The sequence below is a fragment of the Flavobacterium sp. C4GT6 genome, assembly GCF_036347315.1.
Taxonomy (GTDB): domain Bacteria; phylum Bacteroidota; class Bacteroidia; order Flavobacteriales; family Flavobacteriaceae; genus Flavobacterium.
Genome location: NZ_JAZGZU010000001.1, coordinates 316,357 through 336,670, shown reverse-complemented (window position 1 = coordinate 336,670; position 20,314 = coordinate 316,357). Strand labels below are relative to the sequence as shown.

The window sequence follows — 20,314 nt, the reverse complement described above, 5'->3', positions numbered from 1 at the left end:
AATCTATTTTTATTATTGTTTGATTTGTTGTTTAATATCCTCTACATCTGCTACTATTTTAGGCAGATTTTTAAAGTGTACGTATGACTTATTGAAATCAGAATATCCCAGTGAAGGTGTACCCTGTACAGTTTCACCATCAGCAAGGTTTTTAGATACTCCCGATTGTGCCTGTATGCGTACATTATTACCTATGGTAATGTGCCCTACTATACCAACCTGACCGCCTATAATACAGCTTTTGCCAATTTTGGTAGATCCTGCAATACCGGTTTGCGATGCTATAACAGTATTTTCTCCTATTACAACATTGTGTGCAATTTGTATTTGATTATCCAGCTTAACACCTCTTTTTATAACTGTAGACCCCAGTGTAGCCCTGTCAATAGTAGTACATGCTCCCACATCTACATTATCTTCAAGAATAACATTCCCTATTTGAGGTACTTTATGGTATTCTCCTTCTTCATTTGGCGCATAACCAAACCCGTCAGAACCAATAATAGCCCCCGAATGAATAGTACAGTTATCTCCCATAACAGTTTCAGAATATACTCTTACTCCTGCAAAAAGAATACAGTTGTCACCAATAGTAACATTATCACCAACAAAACTGTTAGGATAAATTTTTACGTTGTTACCTATTTTAACATTTTTACCTATGTAACAAAAACTACCAAGATACAGACCTTCTCCATATTCTACATTATCAGATATTACAGAAGGTTGCTCAATACCTGATTTCATAAGCTTAACCTGATTATAGTATTCAAGTAGCTTAGAGAACGATTTGTAAGCATCATCTACCTTGATAAGTGTAGTGCTAAGTTCTGATTCAGGCTCAAAAGTTCTGTTAACAATTGTAATGGTTGCTTTTGTAGTATATATATATGGTGAGTATTTTGGATTTGCTAAAAAAGTAAGAGAACCGTCAATCCCCTCCTCAATTTTAGCAAGAGTATGAACTTCCGCTTCCGGATTCCCCACAACATCTCCTTCTAAAATACCCGCTATTTGTTCTGCTGTAAATTTCATCCCGACAAAAATATAAAATTTAATTAAATGACTGCTTTTTCCAAAAGCACTTTTGGGAAGCACAGGTAATACTTAGTAACAGGCTTGGATAATGCTTTAAGGTTCAGTTGGTCTGAAGCTTCAACAACATCTTCAACAGTTCTGTCTTTTTTCAATATATGTATCGGTTCATCAGTTTTATTATATGCCTGATTTTTAATTTTGCCTTTAAAAACGAAATAGTCAGCCTCTTTTTCAGTCAGTTTATATTTCAAAACAAACTCATCTCTTAGCTTTTTAACTTCGTCCTTACTTACTTTTTCAGACTGTAGCCTGATTTTAGGAAGATCCCTGTCAATTAACATTCTGCACAAGTTACTCAGTACAAAATCGTCTTCAAAACGCCACTCTTTAATAGCAGAAATAACATCAAAGTCATCCAACATTGAAAAAGTATACAACACCTTATCATTAAAATCTTCCAGAGATATTTTATTTTGAAGGAAAAACTGTAACGGACTACTGGCTGTAAGTATCCTGCCGTGCTGGGTTAGCTCTTTAGCTCTTTTAAGTATTTTAGTCAGTACAAGTTCGGCAGCTAGGCTGGTTTTATGTAAATAAGCCTGCCAGTACATTAGCCTACGGGCAACAAGGAATTTCTCTACAGAATATATACCCTTCTCTTCTATTACCAGCATATCATTTTGCACATCAAGCATTTGGATAAGCCTTTCAGAATTAATATTACCCTCGGCAACTCCCGAATAGAAACTGTCCCGTTTCAGGTAATCCATCCTGTCCATATCAAGCTGACTGGAAATAAGGTGAAGCATAAACTTCCTGTGGTACTCTCCTTTAAATATTTTTATAGCAAGATCAAGCTCTCCGTTAAACTCACGGTTTAGCTTATCCATAAATAATAAAGAGATAGACTCATGGTTAACATCTTCCACTATGCTATGCTCCATAGCGTGAGAGAAAGGTCCGTGTCCTATATCGTGTAATAAAATGGCTATGTAAAGTGCGTTTTCTTCCGCCTCAGATATTTCCACTCCTTTAAAGCGCAGTACCTGAACGGTTTTCTGCATAATATGCATACATCCTAATGCATGATGAAAACGGGTGTGATGTGCTCCGGGATAAACAAGATAGGACATCCCCATTTGGGAAATACGTCTTAAACGCTGAAAGTAAGGATGCTGAATAAGATCGTAAATAAGCGGATTAGTAATAGAAACAAATCCGTAAATAGGATCGTTAAATATTTTAAGTTTATTGATATTGTTCACTAATTAGGTAATTTTCAACAAATATACAATATCTCTCCTATGAGAAAAGCCGTAAACATAGTTTTTTTAACACTGTTAAACATACTATTAACGCTATTTTACTACAAACGTTAAACCTAGGTTAATTTTGTTGCTAAAGCCAAAATTTATATTGTAAATACTTAATTTTATGGTGTTTATTTAAAGAAATGCGTAAACAATCCAACTTCAGCCGAATAGGTTATTAACAAAAATCTTCAACCGGCCTGAAAACAATAATAACGTTATTTTTTGTTACTTAGGTTATTGAAGGAAAAGGTCTGTAAACAAAATTTGCAGGCCTTTTTTGATTATATTATCATAGACAAACTTTACAAATTACCCGATTTTTTTTAACAACAAGCAAACTATATTTGTGAACGTCATTCAGTCATAAAAAATGGATATAAAACAAAACACTATATATATTACAGGAGGCACTTATGCCCTACTTATTAAGGCACTTGAACAATGGATTGAAGCATATAGCGATGTACTTAATCCTGATTTTATATTCCAAATTAACCCGGTAAGTAACAATAAGCACATAATAATCGCAGATAAGAGACTGGATAATGAGCTGTTTTTCTTTCTTGTTAATTACATCAAATTTCCTATAAACATTGAGTATAGCATTAGCTTAAAAGCCTATTCTACTTTAGAAAGTCACTTTACAGGAAAACAGGCTATGATTTATATTGATGAAAATAGTAAAGAGTTTGATAATGTATATGCAACAACTACAGATAATGAGGTTTTAAAATTTGATTTTGGAGGAAAATCAAAACAGATAAATAATAGTGATGTAATTTTTACATTACCTGATTTTAAGCTAAGTGATTCCAAACATTCAAAAATAATAAAACCTAAAGAGAAGAAAAACTACAAAACAAATGATAATACTGAGTCATCGGCTTCCTTTCAGCTCAACATCATAATTGCCATTTGTGTTATGATACTAATAGCTAGTGCTATTTTTTCACATAAAAATTTTTCCCTCTATAACGTATTGGTATTTTTCGGATATGGATTGTTGCTGTTCGGTGAGTATGAATTACTACAACATCCAAAAGCGTATAAAAAAGCCCTTGTTTTTTCCGTAATACTAGCTATTTACGGTATTATACTATTACTAACCTCCCATACTGATGAAAAAGATAAAGATATTATTTTCTATCTTTCTCTTTCCCCTGTAATATTCCTTTTATACCAAAAACCAATAAGGCTAAAATTTATAGCATTATATGGTAAAGAACCTATAATTGAAAGACTTAATAAAGATTCTGATTTTATATATGGTTTGGTTTTATTGGGGCTTACAGCAGCAACACTTTACTTATTAAGTTTAGTTGTTACTTAACCTCCTTAACCCCCTTTACAAAAAGCCACTTCATAAATATTTTTTCTCCACCCTGAAAACGTACTGCCTGAAATTTAGGAGATAATATTGTAGAAGCCACTGCTGATGTTACAGGAACCATATATCCCGTCATGTGAGTAAAAGTCACAATAAGGATATAAACTATAAAATAAAAAAATGTAAATCCTAAAAAGTTATACAATAAAGCCTTATTCTTTTTACTCATAACTAATTTATTTTTTCAGTGTTACTGAATATATTATATACTTAAGTTTTTAGGGACTAAAACTTAGTCCCTGTTTTGAAATTTCGTACGCTTACTGCCTTCATACATTTCATACTTCACCAACCTTGCTTCCAGCTTACCGTTAAACAGTTTTATTTTACGCGATGGTTTTAGCCCCACAAACTTAAGAGCCTCAAGATTAGCTGTAATAAACCATGCGTTAGTATTAGGGTACGCTTGTTTTAGAGTATCTCCCAGTTCCCTGTAAAAACGCTCTAAATTAATATCAAGCCTTTCCCCGTATGGAGGGTTAAATACCATGTGAAGCGGACCTTTACTCTGCTTTTGTGTTTCAAAAAAGTTTTCCTGTGATATAGCTACATACTCATCAAGATTAGCATTCCTGATATTGTCTTTTGCCTTCATTACTGCAGACGGAGCTTTATCATAACCTTTAATGGTATAATGGAATTCTCTTGTCTTTTTAAGTAGTGATTCTACTATGGTATCAAAAAGATCGTTATCCCAGTCGTGCCATTTTTCAAAAGCAAATTCCTTGCGGTTTATATTTGCCGGAATATTACAGGCAATCATAGCTGCTTCTGCCAGTATAGTACCACTACCACACATTGGGTCTAAAAAGTCGCTCTCACCTTTCCAGCCCGAAAGCAACAGCATACCTGCTGCAAGCACCTCGTTTATTGGGGCTATATTAGTAGCTGTTCTATACCCTCTGTGGTGTAACGAAGCTCCCGAAGTATCGAGCGCTACAGAACACTGATCGTCATGAATATGGACGTTTATCCTTAAATCAGGATAGTTTTTATCAATATCAGGCCTTTTACCAAACTTATCCCTAAACTGGTCTACAATAGCATCTTTAGATTTAAGGGCAACAAACTGAGAATGGTTAAAATGATCAGAGCTTAATGTAACATCAACCACAAAAGTATCGTTCACATTAATATACTCACTCCAGTCAACCGACTGAATTCCGTTATAAAGGCTCTTATCGTTATAAGCCTTAAACTTTTTAACCGGTTTAAGTATTTTTAAAGCTGTACGCAGGGCAATATTAGCTTTGTACATAAAGCCCTTATCGCCTTTAAAGCTTACCATTCTTACCCCCTGCTCTACATCCTGTGCACCAAGGGCTCTTAATTCGTTTGCCAGTATCTCCTCAAAACCAAAAAAGGTTTTGGCTATCATTGTATAATTATTTTCCATAATTCACGCTCAAATTCTTGGCAAAAATAAACTAAATTTGCGGGTACATTAAATGAATATGCAAAAAGAAACAAACAACTGGTTTGCATCCTGGTTCGATACACCCTATTACCATATACTCTATAAAGACCGTGACTATGAAGAGGCTCAGCTCTTTATGGACAATATTACCGGTTATTTAAACCTCCCCGAAAACGCTAAAATATTAGACCTAGCCTGCGGAAAAGGTCGTCATTCCATATACTTAAATAAGCTTGGATATGATGTAACCGGAGCCGATCTTTCGGAAAACAGCATAAAAGAGGCATCAAAACATACTAACGATAAACTACATTTTGTAGTGCACGACATGAGAGATACATGTAACGAGAAGTATGATGCCATATTTAACCTATTTACCAGTTTTGGTTATTTTGAGAGTGACGATGACAATCTCATTACATTAAAAGCAATTCACAACAGCTTAACCGAATATGGTTTTGCAGTTATAGACTTTATGAATGTTCATAAAGTAATTACAGATTTAGTCCCACAGGAAACTAAAGTAAAAGACGGTATAGAGTTTCACATAAAGCGTTATGTGGAAGACAACCATATTATAAAAGAAATTGATTTTAACGATAATGGCCAACAGTTCCATTTCACCGAAAAGGTAAAAGCCCTTACTCTTGAAGATTTTGAAGCCATGATGGAAGAGGCAGGTATTTACCTGCTTGATGTTTTTGGCGACTATAAACTGCATAAGTTTTACAAAAATGAATCTGAACGTTTAATAATGATTTTTAAATAACCCATGATATATATACTGCCCTTACTATCGGTAATTTTAGGTTATGCAATGGCTTTAATACTAAAGCCCACTAACCGTAAAAACCTTAAGCTACTTTTGGCTTTTAGTGGTGCGTTCCTTCTTTCATTAACCGTTATGCACCTGTTGCCCGAAGTTTATGAAGCAAGTCTGCATGCTCATCACGGTCATGATCACGACCATTCTCATAACAGCCCTATTGGGTTATACATAATGGCAGGTATTATATTCCAGATTATTTTGGAATATTTCTCTAAAGGTGCCGAACACGGACATGTACACGGAAGCGGACACGATCATGAACATGATCACTCAAAAATGCCATGGCTACTTTTTATAAGCTTATGTATACATGCATTACTGGAAGGTATGCCGGTAAGCCATCATCATGATATGGCTTGGGGTATTGCTATACACCACTTCCCCATTGCTATTATACTAACGGCTTTCTTTATAAACAGCGGACTTAATAAAACCATTGTTATGCTGTTTATGCTTGTATTTGCCTTTATGACTCCGCTGGGAACATTACTGTCAGAACAATTACATTTTATAGAACATTACTTTACAGAGATTTCGGCTGTAGTTATTGGTATTTTATTCCACATATCATCAACCATTATTTTTGAAAGTAATGAAGGTCATAAGTTCAACCTTGCTAAGCTTTTAGCTATTGTACTGGGAGTTATTATGGCTTATTTTCTGTAATTTTACCCTAAAACACAATTATTCATGTCGTTTACCAAAACTACAGAGCAAAGTTCAAAATACGAGCATCTTGAAAAGATGTCGGTTTCTCAGTTGCTTCATAATATAAACAACGAAGATAAAACCGTACCTCTTGCTATTGAAAAGGCGCTACCGCAAATTGAAGCCTTAATAGAACAGATTATTCCAAGAATGAAAGATGGCGGGCGGTTATTTTATATAGGTGCCGGTACCAGTGGCAGACTGGGAATTGTAGATGCTTCCGAATGTCCTCCTACCTTTGGCGTTCCTTTTGACTTGGTTATCGGTCTTATTGCCGGAGGCGATACTGCCATACGAAAAGCCGTAGAGTTTGCCGAAGACGATAAGGAACAGGCATGGAAAGATCTTTCAGAATACAACATAAACAATAACGATATTGTAGTAGGTATAGCAGCTTCGGGCACTACCCCATACGTTATTGGCGGACTTGAAAAATGTAATGAGAATAAAATCCTTACCGGATGCATTACCTGTAATGAAGGCAGTCCGTTAGCTAAAACAGCCCAATACCCTATTGAAGTGGTTGTAGGTCCTGAATTTGTAACGGGAAGCTCACGCATGAAAGCCGGTACTGCACAAAAACTGGTTCTTAATATGATATCTACTGCTGTGATGATTCAGTTGGGTCGTGTAAAAGGCAACAAAATGGTAGACATGCAGCTAAGCAACCATAAACTTGTAGACAGAGGTGTGCGAATGATTATGGATGAACTTAACATCCCCCGTGAAGAAGCAGAAAAGCTGTTACAGGAGCATCAAAACGTTAGGAAAGCAATAGAAAGTTATCAAAAACACTAGCTGTTATGGCTGAAAACAAAAAATACCTGCAAGGTTTTTTAGTTTTAGGGTTACTTACATTTTCCCTTTGTAAAATAATGGAAATATTTACAGTAATTAATCTATTTACAAGGCTTATTGCTATTGGGATTATATTTTCAATATCAATACCTTATTGGTTGTTACAATTAAAAAGAAATATTAGCTATAATTTTTATTTAAAATCCATACTCGCAATTATAGCTTTGCATATGGTTTTAAACTATGGTTATAATTACTTTATATTACTTTCTGATAAATATTTTAATTATACAGCGTTAGCAATACAACTTATATTAAGCATCGTTCCTGCCAGTATCATGTATACACCATACTTACCTTTCAAAAAACACATAAACAATAGGTATGCTAAATAAACTACTAATTGGCATATCACTAATATTAATAGCTGTAAGTATAGCTTTTGATGTCAATTATTTTAATTACTCGACACCTATAGCTCACTCCCAAAACAGTGATATAACATTATCTGATTTTAGAGGACTCAAAAAAATAGGTCAGAACTTAGATGGTGGAAACGAATTTGCTTTTATTGAAACCGAAATCAAAAAAATAAAAACAGCTTCAGGCTACACAGTTAAAGCCTTGTTTCACCCATCCCGATCTTACGTTTATAAAACAAATATCATTGGTGGCGACAAATTACTCAAGCATGAGGTTTATCATTTTCACATTACTGAGTATATTGCACGTAAATTGAGAAAAGAGCTTACAGAGCACAAAAAAGATAATATTGATATAGATAACCTTCTAAAAGAATTTAAAGCTCTTGAAAACCAAATGCAAATGGAATATGATGAAGAAACTTATCATAGCTATTATGTAGGTAAACAACTTTCTTGGCAAAAAAAAATAGACAGTCTTTTATATACTTTAAATGAATACAAATAACACCTTAAAGATGATTAAAAACACAACAAAATTCTTATTAATTGTATTAATAATATCATTTACTTCCTGTAAAGACAATTCGTCAAACTATCCTATGGAGAAGCCTGTATGGGATTTAGAAGATTACAAAAATGTTTCACGAGAAATTCTATATAATACTCCTGATGATGAAAAATTACCGGGATACAGTAATAATCAGGATGTTTTTCTGAGATTAACTGATAAAAATAATATTTCAGCCATTTTAGATGATGAAAACCTTGGTTTAGAATATCGCAAAAATTATTCTGACGAGCTTTTTTCAATATGGAGAAGCCTGGTAGATGGTTATTCTCTAAAAGATAAACAAGATAATTTTGTATATCCACAGGAACTCGTAAAAATTAGAGACTGGGGATATTTTGTTCAAATTAAATATTTCAACCTGGGAAATAATACTATCCTTCAGGATGCAGTAAATCCTGATCAGGTTAAAGATGTTATAACTGATAACGAACAAATAATCGTTGACAATTTTATATATGGTATTTCATTCTTAACAGATGAACACGCATTAGATGAAGCAGCCATCAGTGCATATAGTAATGTTTTAATGGAAAATTATGAGCTATTGAATAAAACATTCCCTAACGCTAATTACTCTTCTATGTTAAGAACTATTGAAGACATGAATAAAAAGCTAAAATCTGAAAAATTAAAGTCTGCTTTAAATCATATTAGCGAACTAATAAAATCATCAAATGATGAAACAAATTAATGGCAACAGATAAAAAAATACTTGTAAAAGGCCTTACACGTTTAGGATGGGCATTACCTATGTTTGTTATGGGACCTGTAATAATACACAGCTCCTTTAAAAATCAGGGACACCCGTTTTATGTACCTATACTGGGTGTAGGTATAATAATTTGTATCAGCGCTATGGTATTTATGTTTTTAGGAATAAAAACTATAATGAAAAGTCTTTTTGAAGGAGATAAAAATGAGCATCAGTAAACAATATCTTGACAGTGTAAAAAAACAGTTTGAGTACTACAAAAACGTAGCCGAAAGAGCTATGGAACAACTGGAACCACAACAGCTTTTTTACACAGTTAATGATGACTCAAACAGCATAGCTGTAATTGTAAAGCACTTACACGGAAACATGATGTCCCGATGGACAGATTTCCTAACTACAGATGGGAAAAAAGACTGGAGAAACCGTGATGATGAGTTTGAACAGCCTGCTACTGATAAAGAAAACCTTATGAAGCTGTGGGAAGAAGGATGGTCATGTTTGTTTAACACAATAAACAGTCTTACTCCCGAGAACCTTACTAATATTATCTATATAAGAAATGAAGGGCATACTGTTATGGAAGCCATAAACCGACAGCTTTCCCACTACCCATACCATATTGGACAAATAGTATTTTTTGCCAAACAAATTAAAAACACTCCTTGGGATAGCCTTACCATTCCCAAAAATAAGTCGGGAGATTATAACAAACAGAAGTTTGAACAGGAAAAAGGACAAAGAAGCTTTTTAGATACCGAACTCAACAAGATTAAAAAAAATAACCAATGAAAAAACTACTAATACTACCTGCAATACTTTTATTAGCTTCATGCTACCAACAGGAACGTAATTGTACTGATTTCAAAACAGGGAAGTTTAAGTTTGAGCAGGAAATAGACGGTAAAACACAAACCACCATTTTTGAAAGAACTAAAGACCTTGAAATAGATACCTATGAAGGTAAAAGTGATACGGCTTCTATTCGATGGATTAATGATTGCGAATATATCGTACAAAAAATACATCCTAAAAACATGCAGGAAAAAAAAGCCGTACACATGAAAATACTAACCACAAAAGGAGATACATATACTTTTGAGTACTCTTTTGTGGGAGACAGCAATAAACAGAAGGGAACTGTAACAAAAATTGATTAACTTCACAGTTATGGAAATTTTCTTAAATCCTAATACATGGGTAGCTTTACTAACCCTTACGTTTTTAGAAATCGTACTGGGTATAGATAATATTATATTTATATCTATTGTTACCGGTAGACTACCGGAAGAAGAGCGTAAAAAAGCCACAAGGCTTGGTCTTTTCCTGGCAATGTTTATGCGTATAGCGCTACTGTTTGGTGTAACATGGCTTATTGCTATGAAAATCGTACTTCTCCCTATTGACTGGGGATGGTTTAGCGCCGATATTACCGGACAGGCTTTGGTGCTATTAGTAGGAGGACTTTTTCTTATATACAAGAGTACAAAAGAAATACATGAAAAGGTAGACCATAAAGGTGAAGAGGAATCACATCTTAATACCAGTAGCAAAAAAAAGTCTTTCTCAGGCATTATATTACAAATACTGATGATTGACATAATATTCTCTGTAGATTCTATTCTAACAGCTGTAGGTATGACAAACGGTGTTGAAGGCGCTCTTATAATAATGATTACTGCTGTAGTAATATCTGTAGGTATCATGATGTTGTTTGCGGTACCAGTAGGTACATTTGTAAACAATAATCCTTCACTTCAAATATTAGGGCTTGCCTTTTTAATACTCATAGGTTTTATGCTGATAACCGAAAGTATGCACTTATCTAATGCACAACTGGCAGGACAACATGTTGGTGCAATCCCAAAAGGCTATTTATACTTCGCCATTGCGTTTTCTGTTTGCGTAGAATTTCTTAATATGAAAATCAGGAAGCATGCAAAAAAATAAAATTTATTTCCTTAAATAATGAAAAGCTGTCTTTTAGACAGCTTTTTTTATGAAAAACATAATTATTTGACTTACAGCAACATATTCACTATACCTTATATATTTTTTTATAATTTTAACGAATTATTAACTAATAGTCAAACAAACCACAACTATGTTTAAAAAGAAATTAATCGCAGTAATACTATGTATAGTAGGATGTCAAAAAGGAAATTCACAAGATTTAGATGAAATATTTAATAATGTTCAATTACTTGAATATATATTTCCTTCAGGATTATATAACATCAACAATCAAGCAAATATTATCCCCTTAATTACTTCGCAACCTTGCCTGGATAATCCTCCTCATTTTTCGGTAGCTACTCAATATGAAAACGGGAAAGTTATAGCTATAGGTGATGAGTATATGTTTATAGATCAAAATATTAATGAAGAAGATAATTTACAGTTTATAATTAATGTAATGAACTGGCTTAATTCAGGTACAAGTAGAGTTAAGCTCAAAGAAGAATGGGTTGATAGTCAAAATACAACAATCCTTCAAACTGCTCTTGCAGAAAACAACTATACATTTAATTCTTTTTCCGGAAATATAACAACCTCCGCACTCACAAACACTGATATCTTAATACTACCTAATGACTGGAACTATCAGGAACTTTATTCAATAAGCGAACTGCAAGCTTTAGAGCAATTTGTTAGTAATGGCGGATCAGTTTTATTAGCTGGTAATGCATGGACTTATCCCGGAGCAATAGAAGAATACTCAATGAATCAGGTAGCTAATTTATTCGGCTTTGAAATAACCGACAGTTTGACATCTCTATCCCAAACACAGGTTTTTTATCCTGAAAATTTGGAGTCCTACTGCCCTTCACCTTATTTTAATATTAATATTGCAAGAGGTGAAAACTTAAGGGTTTTCAGGCTGGCAGTTTCTACTATCGGAGAATTTACACAGGAGAACGGAGGTGTAAATAATACTGCAATTTTAGTTGATGAATGGCTGGAAACCATTAATGATACCTATGGAAGAGAATATTGCGTTAGGTTTGAACTTATACCCGATAATGAGCAATTATTTTTTGAAAATGCTGAAACAGATCCCTGGGAAAGCTTGCCAATTGGTTCTTTTGCATGCACTGGTATTGAAGAAATATTAAATATACAAAAAACTGTAATTGATGAAACAGTAGGTGCAGAAAACTATGATCTAAGCCATGTTCTTCTTACCACTCCATATTTAGGAGGAGGTTGTGCTGCTGATTTTAACCGTGCAATATCTGGCGGACTAGACATTTCAGTAGCCAGGCATGAAATGGGGCATCAGTTTAATCAAGGACATACTATTAATAATGAAAGTAATAATTATGAACCCGAAAACGGAAGCTGGACTATTCAGGGAGGTAATCAATACGGTTATGCTCATGGAGCATCCTACCATCAACTTGCTCAGTTTTTACTAACTATACCTACAATAGGTACTCAGGTGCCAACAGGAAACTCTATCCCTACAATAGATGTAGGTCCGGATGTAGTAATCCCAGTAAGTACTCCTTTTACAATAACAGCAACAGCAACTGATGAAAATACTGAAGACAATCTTACTTATGTGTGGGATAACATGAGTCCGGGGCCACCTCAGTTTATCCCTGTACCCGATGATACCCAAGGGGCATTATTCATGAGGCTAACTCCTAATGCAAACCCTTCAAGAACATTTCCAAAAATAAGTGATGTTATTGCAAATAATAATTTTAACAATCAGGAACAATTACCTACACATCCTCGTAAAATGGACATAAGGGTTACAGTTAATGATAACCATCAGATAGAGTATAACGGACAGATTATAAATGCAAGCGGAATTAATTCTGATGATATAAGAATTGTAGTTGCAGATGCAGGTCCTTTTGAAGTAACAAGTCAAAATACTGAAGGTATAGTTTATAATGGGGGCTCAAGCCAAACTATAACATGGAATGTAAACGGAACTGATACTGCCCCGGTAAACACTCAGGAAGTATCTATAACATTATCTACAGACGGAGGATATACCTATCCAATCACTCTTTTAGCCAGTACACCAAACAATGGTAGTGCAGTTGTAGTATTGCCAAATATTGATATTGAAAATGCAAGAATAAAAGTAGCCGCAAATAATAGTATCTATTTTGATATTAATACAGTAGATTTTAAAGTCGAGTCAGTACTATCTCTTAATGAAACATCACTAGTATCATTAGTAAACATTTACCCTAATCCTAGTAAAGATTATATTTATATTGAATTTAGTTCACCCATAAATTTTAATGCTAAACTTTATAACGTAATGGGACAGCTTGTAAGAGAAAATTTAAATCAAAATAAATTTGATGTTCAAAATTTATCTCAGGGAATTTACCTGCTTGAAGTTACCGATACTGAAACCTCAGAAAAAGTATTGAAGAAAATTTTTATTGAACGCTAAATAAAAAAGCAGCTAAAAAATTAGCTGCTTTTTTATTAATCAAGTGATAATGTTATTTGTCCGTCATCATCAAGACCTATTGTTGTATTTCCGTCTGTCAAATCAACTTCATCCTTCACTTCCATTTCTTCCGGTTCGGGTTCTTCTTCCGGCTCATCATAAGGTAATGAATCTAATAAGTTAATCTGCCTTACTTTATCAGTGGTTAACTGGTTACCCAGTGCCTTTATACCTTTTACGGCAATAAACCCTTCCATATCCACTTCAAGGGTTTCTTTCTGTACTCCTTTTACCTTCGAGAATATCACTTCGGCAACAGGCCTGTAATCAGTAGAAACTATTTCAAGTTGTGAGTTAGGATGCTCGGTTATAAAGATTTCTTCCTTATTCTCGTTTTCAACCAAAAAACGTTTTATATAGTAACGCGTTTTCTCCCCGTCAAAATAAATTGCAGAAATAGGCTTTTTAGGCACCCATTTTTCCAGCACAATCATTCCTTCCTCAAAGTGAGTAGAAAGGTCAGGGATAATGGTTTTTACCTTACCCGACTGGTTAATAATGAGCAACCTGTCATTCGATTTGAACTCACCAAGCAGCTCTCCCCTTCCGTCAACATTTAAACGCTGTACGGTATCATCAAACCAAATTCTTCTCGGTTTTAAAGTAGAGATACCTTTCTCTTTAAGCTCAATGCGCTTAATAGGGTATCTTGTTACTTTATTACCTTTTGAAGCACGTCCTTTTATAGCTAGTGAAGCAAAATCAAGATCAAACTTAAGTTTCTTGATACTTCCCACCTGTCTTAGCAGTATGGTAACCACTTCGGCCTCACCGTTTGGATTACCCGAGAAGTATACTATTTGCGATCCTTTATTACCCTGAGTCAAATCGTACAATTTGTCCCTGGTAATACTGGTTACATTAAATCGTTTTACGTATGATGGTCCCGATTTACCATCACGATAAATCATGTTGTAAATGGTACGCTTGTCATTTTTGGTAAATACGGCAACATAAATAATGTCTTTACCCACAAAGGTTTTTACATCCACTTTTGTCACCATCATGTTACCGTCTCTTAAAAATACAATTACGTCGTCAATGTCAGAACAGTCGGCAACATATTCATCTTTTTTAAGTCCGGTACCCACAAAACCTTCCTCGCGGTTAACATAAAGCTTAGTATTTCGTAAAACAACCTTAGTAGCCTCAATATTGTCAAAGTTCCTAATCTCTGTTTTACGTTCCCTGCCCTTACCATATTTCTCTTTCAGATTCTGGAAGAAATCAATAGCAAAATCAATTATATGCTCTAAATTATGTTTAACCTGTTCAATATCACCTTCAAGAGCTTCAATTTTCTCCTGAGCCTTATCAATATCAAACTTAGAAATACGTTTAATTCGTATTTCTGTAAGCCTTACAATATCCTCTTCGGTTACGGCGCGCTTAAGGTGTTTAGTAAAAGGTTTTAAACCTTCATCAATAGCTTTAATAACACCTTCCCAGGTTTCTTCTTCCTCAATACGGCGGTAAATCCTGTTTTCAATAAAAATACGTTCTAACGACTGGAAGTGCCATTGCTCTTCAAGCTCAGTAAGTTCAATTTCCAGTTCACTTCTTAAAAGTTCCACCGTTCTGTCGGTCGAAATTCTAAGCATGTCACTCACCCCTACAAACAGCGGTTTTTGATCCTGAATAACACAACCAAGCGGCGCTATAGATGTTTCACAGGCCGTAAAGGCATAAAGGGCATCAATAGTTTTATCTGGAGAAACACCGTTAGGAAGATGTATTAATATCTCAACATCAGCCGCAGTGTTATCTTCAATTTTTCGTATTTTAATTTTCCCTTTTTCATTAGCTTTAAGTATACTGTCTATTAACGAAGTAGTATTAGTGGTAAAAGGTATTTGTGTAATAACCAGCGTACTCTTATCCTGCTGTGAAATTTTAGCACGTACCCTTACACGACCACCCCTCATACCGTCGTTGTAGTTAGACATATCGGCTACACCTCCTGTAGGGAAATCAGGATACAGTGTAAAAGGCTTTTTCTTTAATATCTTAACCGAAGCATCTATAAGCTCAAGAAAGTTGTGCGGAAGCACTTTGGTAGATAAACCTACCGCAATACCCTCGGCACCCTGAGCCAATAATAACGGGAACTTAACCGGAAGATGTACCGGTTCATTTTTACGTCCGTCATAAGACGACTGCCAGGTAGTAATCTTAGGGCTATACAACACATCGAGCGCAAACTTGGAAAGTCGCGCCTCAATATAACGGGGAGCAGCCGCTCCGTCGCCTGTAAGAATGTTACCCCAGTTACCCTGAGTATCTATAAGCAGGTCCTTTTGCCCTATCTGTACCATGGCGTCACCTATACTGGCATCACCGTGCGGGTGATACTGCATAGTATGCCCCACCACGTTAGCCACCTTGTTGTAACGGCCATCGTCCAGTTCCTTAAGGGAGTGCATTATCCTTCGCTGTACAGGTTTAAAACCATCTTCAATGGCAGGTACGGCACGCTCCAGGATAACATAGGAAGCATAATCCAGAAACCAGTCTTTATACATACCCGTTACCTTGGTAATGGTATCCTGTGACTCCGGATTATCCGACTTTTCGTAAAAATTTTCGCCTTCTAACGGCTCTAAGTTTTCTTCGTCCATGTATTTACTTCCAAATTAAAATTTGAAATAATATGTATCTCAATTGAGATTATTCATCAATAACATCAAGTTCAACTTTCAGGTTATTGATAATAAACTCTTGCCTGTCTGGCGTGTTTTTACCCATGTAGAATTCCAATAGGGTCTCTACTGATGTCGCCTTGTCCATCAATACAGGATCCAAACGAATATCCTGACCAATGAAGTGCTGGAACTCATCGGGCGAAATCTCTCCTAAACCTTTAAATCGGGTTATCTCCGGCTTGCCTTTAAGTTTATCAATAGCATTGCGGCGTTCCTCATCAGAGTAGCAGTATATGGTTTCCTTTTTGTTCCTGACACGGAATAAAGGTGTTTGTAAAATGTACAAATGGTTTTCCTTTATCAGCTCAGGGAAAAACTGTAAAAAGAAGGTAATTAACAGTAAGCGAATGTGCATACCGTCAACATCAGCATCGGTTGCAATTACAATGTTGTTGTAACGCAGGTTCTCCATATCCTCCTCAATATCAAGCGCAGCCTGTAAAAGGTTAAACTCTTCGTTCTCATAAACAATTTTCTTGCTCATGCCATACGAGTTTAACGGCTTACCACGTAAACTGAAAACCGCCTGTGTATTAACATCCCTTGACTTGGTAATGGAACCCGAAGCCGAATCCCCCTCAGTAATGAAAAGTGTACTTTCCAGACTTCGCGGATTTTTAGCATCGGTTAAGTGTACCCTACAGTCTCGCAGTTTCTTGTTGTGAAGACTTGCTTTCTTAGCCCTGTCCCTTGCCAGTTTACGTATACCTGAAAGTTCTTTACGTTCACGTTCTGCCTGTAAAATCTTTTTAAGCAGCGCTTCTGCCACATCCGGGTTACGGTGCAGAAAATTATCCAGCTTAGTTTTAATGAAATCGTTTACAAAAGTACGTACCGTAGGCTGGTTTGGTCCCATATCGGTAGAACCCAGCTTGGTTTTCGTCTGTGATTCAAATACAGGTTCCTCTACCTTAACGCTAATGGCACTAACAATAGATTTTCTAATGTCGGCCGCCTCAAAGTTTTTGTTGTAAAACTCTTTTACAGTCCTCACTATAGCCTCACGAAAAGCTCCTAAATGGGTACCACCCTGTGTGGTATTCTGTCCGTTAACGAAAGAGTAATACTCTTCACTGTACTGGGTTTTACTGTGCGTAATGGCAACCTCTATATCTTCATCCTTAAGATGAATTATAGGATAAATCCTGTCGTCCTCATTTATTGTTTCTCCAAGAAGATCTTTAAGTCCTTCTTCAGAGTAATATTTTTCACCGTTAAAAATTATTGTAAGCCCTGTATTCAGGTAACAATAATTTTTAAGCATTTTTACAATGTACTCATTACGGTATTTGTAGTTTTTAAAAATGGTATCGTCTGCAAGGAAACTAACCTTAGTACCTTTCCTTTTAGATGTTTCGGCAAGCTCTTCCTCGGCAGTAAGTTCACCGGCAGAGAATTCGGCAGTTTTGATTTGGTTATCTCTAACTGACTCAACCCTGAAATAACTTGAAAGTGCATTTACCGCTTTGGTACCCACACCATTTAAACCCACTGATTTTTTAAATGCTTTAGAGTCGTACTTACCTCCGGTATTCATTTTAGAAACCACATCTACCACCTTACCTAAAGGGATACCACGCCCGTAGTCACGCACGCTTACAGTTTTATCCTTCACGGTAACCTCAATGGTTTTACCGGTTCCCATTACAAACTCATCAATAGAGTTATCTATAACCTCTTTTAAAAGAATGTAAATACCGTCGTCTGGCGAAGAGCCGTCTCCCAGCTTACCAATGTACATACCCGGACGCATACGGATATGTTCCTTCCAGTCTAACGAGCGGATGTTATCTTCAGTGTACTGATTCTCCTCCAGCATAGTAAAATTTATGGATTTTCTGCTAATATATTATATCTGCGGAAAAAAAGAAAGCGCGAAAGGGGAAACTTATTAAAAGTCAGACAACTTTTATCAGTTTTTTAATGTTTTATGACCTATCCCCTGTTTATGCGGTATGCAAGCACCGATTTCCTGTTAATATACAAGGTTAAAACACCAATTGAGTTGTTGTTGAATTCCACTTCAAACTCGGCTACATCACCGTTAAAAACAGGTTTTACCAATTTAAAAATACGTTCCTTACTAAATGCATAAGCAACGGTATCCTGTGGACTGATATTTTTTATTTTAAAGGATAAAACACCATTTCTTACCCCTTTAAAAGTTCCGTATTTCGGAGTGATTAGTTCATATTCTCCCGAAAGATAATTACCATAATACAGCGGTAAATTAGCAAAGTCTTTTTCGGTTTTATCTGTCAACAACCATTTTTTATCATCAGGAAAATGATTGAGGAAAAACGTATCAGGATGGGTAAAAAAGAAAGCATCGTTAAACCTAAACTCAAACCGTAACGGATTACCTGTTGCCGTACCTGCAGCCCAGGTAACATCGAGAAGTTTCCACTCCCCTACTATCTTAACAGCGTTCCAGGCATGATCTCTCGCTCCCGGACCTGCACCCACATGTGAAGGGTGTGATTTTGAAGTTCCGGGAACTATTTCTGCTTCGAGCCCCACTTTATTGGCAATTACCTTAAACAAGGCCGAATAACCATGACACACTGCTTTTTTATTTTTTAAAGTAGTTGTAGCCAGCTTTTCGTCCATTTCTTTCAATTTGGCCAGTTTTTCGGCTTCTGTGCGATATGAAAAACCTACAGGGCGTTCATTAACTCCATATTTACCAATATCATATTCCACATTGAGAGCAATCCATGTAAATATGGCACGTGCCTTTTCATCATCACGCGTAAAATCAGTATTTACCTTTTCGGCAAACTTATCTAACGACGAAAATTTATTTGGATATCTTTTAACTATTACATCTACCATAGTAAAATCCTGAGCAAAGATATTACTACTAAACAAAGTAATGATTAATAAGACTACAGCCGACTTAAAAGATACTTTTTTCATACATAATAATCACCAATAATCCTGCCAGTTATTTTAAAATATAAGTCACAACAAACTGCTGATTAATAACTATATTCAAAAAATGATCAGTTCCTTTATTCACTTTAGCTTTTGCTGTCATTGTATTTTCATCAATTTCCAGGTATTCCAGTTTATTGGCTCCGTCTGTAAAATAATATATAGCCATATATGGATTGGCATCCTTAAACTTTACAACTATTTCTCCGTCAGAAGGAATTGTAACCACAGCTGCAGAAGGTTCAGTAATTGTATAATCTGCTTTTATATATTCGCCGTAATATAATGGCAGGTTTATAAATTCTTCTTTAGTTTTTTGGGTTAATAACCATTTTTCATCATTTGGGTAATGATTAAGGAAAAACTTATCTGGTGCAGTAAAAAAATAGCCATCATTAAAATTAGGCTTAAACTGCCCGGGATCAACCATAATACCTGCTCCAAGCGTAGCATCGGCAAACTTCCACTCATCGTTAATTTTAATTGCATTCCATGAATGATTAATAGTTACAGGACTTTTACCCATATCCTGAGGGGAAGCCTTAAGAAAACCAACTATAGAGACACATTCAAGCCCTACCTCATTACAAAGCTTTTCAAACAGTTCTGTATAACCACGACTGGTTGCTTTATTATCCTTTAAAGCCTTTACTACTATTTCAGCTTTATATTTTTTCTCTTTTTGAATCCTTTCCTGCTCGGTTTTATACGTAAATGCAGCTTTTCCCGACTGTACATCATCAAATTGAACATTTTGGGCTATCCAGCTAAAAACAGCCCTTGCCTTATGATTTTGAGACGTAAAATCCTTTTTTATAAGCTGAGTCAATTGATTTACATCGCTAAACGAATGAGGATAAGAAGCAACCGCAGCATCTACAGTTGAAAAGTCTTGTGAATAAACAGTTACTGAAAGTAGTAAAAAGAGTAAAGTTATTTTTTTCATAGGTGTGTTTTAAAGGCTCAAAGATATACTCTTTATATTTAAGACTAA

General features: G+C 35.4%; 20 protein-coding genes. 12 read left to right on the top strand and 8 right to left on the bottom strand.

Annotation, left to right across the window (positions count from 1 at the left end; translation table 11 throughout):
• Positions 1-12: 12 nt before the first annotated feature.
• Complete coding sequence (gene lpxD / locus V3Z67_RS01555) at positions 13-1,035, bottom strand: UDP-3-O-(3-hydroxymyristoyl)glucosamine N-acyltransferase (protein WP_330441664.1); 1,023 nt, start codon at positions 1,033-1,035, stop codon at positions 13-15.
• 23 nt (positions 1,036-1,058) lie between these two features.
• Positions 1,059-2,303 (bottom strand): HD domain-containing protein, encoded by a 1,245-nt coding sequence (locus V3Z67_RS01550; protein ID WP_317163499.1) that lies wholly within the window; start codon positions 2,301-2,303, stop codon positions 1,059-1,061.
• A 418-nt stretch (positions 2,304-2,721) separates the two neighbouring features.
• Here V3Z67_RS01550 and V3Z67_RS01545 point away from each other — a divergent pair, with 418 nt between their 5' ends.
• Complete coding sequence (locus tag V3Z67_RS01545; RefSeq protein ID WP_330441663.1) at positions 2,722-3,681, top strand: hypothetical protein; 960 nt, start codon at positions 2,722-2,724, stop codon at positions 3,679-3,681.
• Here V3Z67_RS01545 and V3Z67_RS01540 read toward each other — a convergent pair.
• Positions 3,674-3,907 carry a hypothetical protein gene (locus tag V3Z67_RS01540; RefSeq protein WP_330441662.1) on the bottom strand — a complete coding sequence of 78 codons (234 nt, stop codon included), beginning with the start codon at positions 3,905-3,907 and terminating at the stop codon, positions 3,674-3,676. The genes V3Z67_RS01545 and V3Z67_RS01540 overlap by 8 nt on opposite strands.
• 63 nt (positions 3,908-3,970) lie before the next feature.
• A complete protein-coding gene (locus tag V3Z67_RS01535) occupies positions 3,971-5,116 on the bottom strand; it encodes a THUMP domain-containing class I SAM-dependent RNA methyltransferase (RefSeq protein WP_442902255.1) in 1,146 nt (381 codons plus the stop codon).
• A gap of 76 nt (positions 5,117-5,192) precedes the next feature.
• On the opposite strand from V3Z67_RS01535, the gene V3Z67_RS01530 reads away from it, so the two are divergent.
• The 11 genes from V3Z67_RS01530 to V3Z67_RS01480 all read left to right on the top strand — a co-directional run bounded on the left by V3Z67_RS01530 (position 5,193) and on the right by V3Z67_RS01480 (position 13,621).
• Positions 5,193-5,924: an SAM-dependent methyltransferase gene (locus tag V3Z67_RS01530; protein ID WP_330441660.1), complete on the top strand. Its 732-nt coding sequence runs from the start codon at positions 5,193-5,195 to the stop codon at positions 5,922-5,924.
• Between the two features lie 3 nt (positions 5,925-5,927).
• Positions 5,928-6,650, top strand: a complete 723-nt coding sequence (locus V3Z67_RS01525) for a ZIP family metal transporter (protein ID WP_330441659.1) — start codon at positions 5,928-5,930, stop codon at positions 6,648-6,650.
• 24 nt (positions 6,651-6,674) lie between these two features.
• Entirely contained in the window at positions 6,675-7,490 is an 816-nt protein-coding gene (gene murQ / locus V3Z67_RS01520) for an N-acetylmuramic acid 6-phosphate etherase (protein WP_330441658.1), read from the top strand.
• A gap of 5 nt (positions 7,491-7,495) precedes the next feature.
• Positions 7,496-7,885 (top strand): hypothetical protein, encoded by a 390-nt coding sequence (locus tag V3Z67_RS01515; protein ID WP_330441657.1) that lies wholly within the window; start codon positions 7,496-7,498, stop codon positions 7,883-7,885.
• Positions 7,875-8,420 carry a hypothetical protein gene (locus V3Z67_RS01510; RefSeq protein ID WP_330441656.1) on the top strand — a complete coding sequence of 182 codons (546 nt, stop codon included), beginning with the start codon at positions 7,875-7,877 and terminating at the stop codon, positions 8,418-8,420. Before V3Z67_RS01515 ends, V3Z67_RS01510 begins: the two co-directional genes overlap by 11 nt.
• 10 nt (positions 8,421-8,430) lie before the next feature.
• Positions 8,431-9,177, top strand: a complete 747-nt coding sequence (locus V3Z67_RS01505) for a hypothetical protein (protein ID WP_330441655.1) — start codon at positions 8,431-8,433, stop codon at positions 9,175-9,177.
• Entirely contained in the window at positions 9,177-9,416 is a 240-nt protein-coding gene (locus V3Z67_RS01500; RefSeq protein ID WP_035131221.1) for a DUF6095 family protein, read from the top strand. Before V3Z67_RS01505 ends, V3Z67_RS01500 begins: the two co-directional genes overlap by 1 nt.
• Positions 9,403-9,990: a DUF1572 family protein gene (locus V3Z67_RS01495; protein WP_330441654.1), complete on the top strand. Its 588-nt coding sequence runs from the start codon at positions 9,403-9,405 to the stop codon at positions 9,988-9,990. Before V3Z67_RS01500 ends, V3Z67_RS01495 begins: the two co-directional genes overlap by 14 nt.
• Positions 9,987-10,358, top strand: a complete 372-nt coding sequence (locus tag V3Z67_RS01490) for a DNA topoisomerase IV (protein WP_330441653.1) — start codon at positions 9,987-9,989, stop codon at positions 10,356-10,358. The genes V3Z67_RS01495 and V3Z67_RS01490 overlap by 4 nt, the downstream gene beginning before the upstream one ends.
• Positions 10,359-10,368: 10 nt before the next feature.
• Positions 10,369-11,148, top strand: coding sequence for a TerC family protein (locus tag V3Z67_RS01485; protein WP_330441652.1), 780 nt, complete (start codon positions 10,369-10,371; stop codon positions 11,146-11,148).
• A 154-nt stretch (positions 11,149-11,302) separates the two neighbouring features.
• On the top strand, positions 11,303-13,621 hold the full coding sequence (locus tag V3Z67_RS01480; RefSeq protein ID WP_330441651.1) for a zinc-dependent metalloprotease: 2,319 nt from the start codon (positions 11,303-11,305) through the stop codon (positions 13,619-13,621).
• Positions 13,622-13,656: 35 nt separating this feature from the next.
• On the opposite strand, the gene V3Z67_RS01475 is transcribed toward V3Z67_RS01480, so the two are convergent.
• The 4 genes from V3Z67_RS01475 to V3Z67_RS01460 form a co-directional block, all read right to left on the bottom strand.
• Positions 13,657-16,299: a DNA gyrase/topoisomerase IV subunit A gene (locus V3Z67_RS01475; protein WP_330441650.1), complete on the bottom strand. Its 2,643-nt coding sequence runs from the start codon at positions 16,297-16,299 to the stop codon at positions 13,657-13,659.
• A 49-nt stretch (positions 16,300-16,348) separates the two neighbouring features.
• A complete protein-coding gene (locus V3Z67_RS01470) occupies positions 16,349-18,202 on the bottom strand; it encodes a DNA topoisomerase IV subunit B (RefSeq protein WP_330441649.1) in 1,854 nt (617 codons plus the stop codon).
• A gap of 116 nt (positions 18,203-18,318) precedes the next feature.
• On the bottom strand, positions 18,319-19,302 hold the full coding sequence (locus V3Z67_RS01465; protein ID WP_330441648.1) for a transglutaminase domain-containing protein: 984 nt from the start codon (positions 19,300-19,302) through the stop codon (positions 18,319-18,321).
• A gap of 28 nt (positions 19,303-19,330) precedes the next feature.
• Positions 19,331-20,266: a transglutaminase domain-containing protein gene (locus tag V3Z67_RS01460; protein WP_330441647.1), complete on the bottom strand. Its 936-nt coding sequence runs from the start codon at positions 20,264-20,266 to the stop codon at positions 19,331-19,333.
• Between the last annotated feature and the right edge of the window lie 48 nt (positions 20,267-20,314).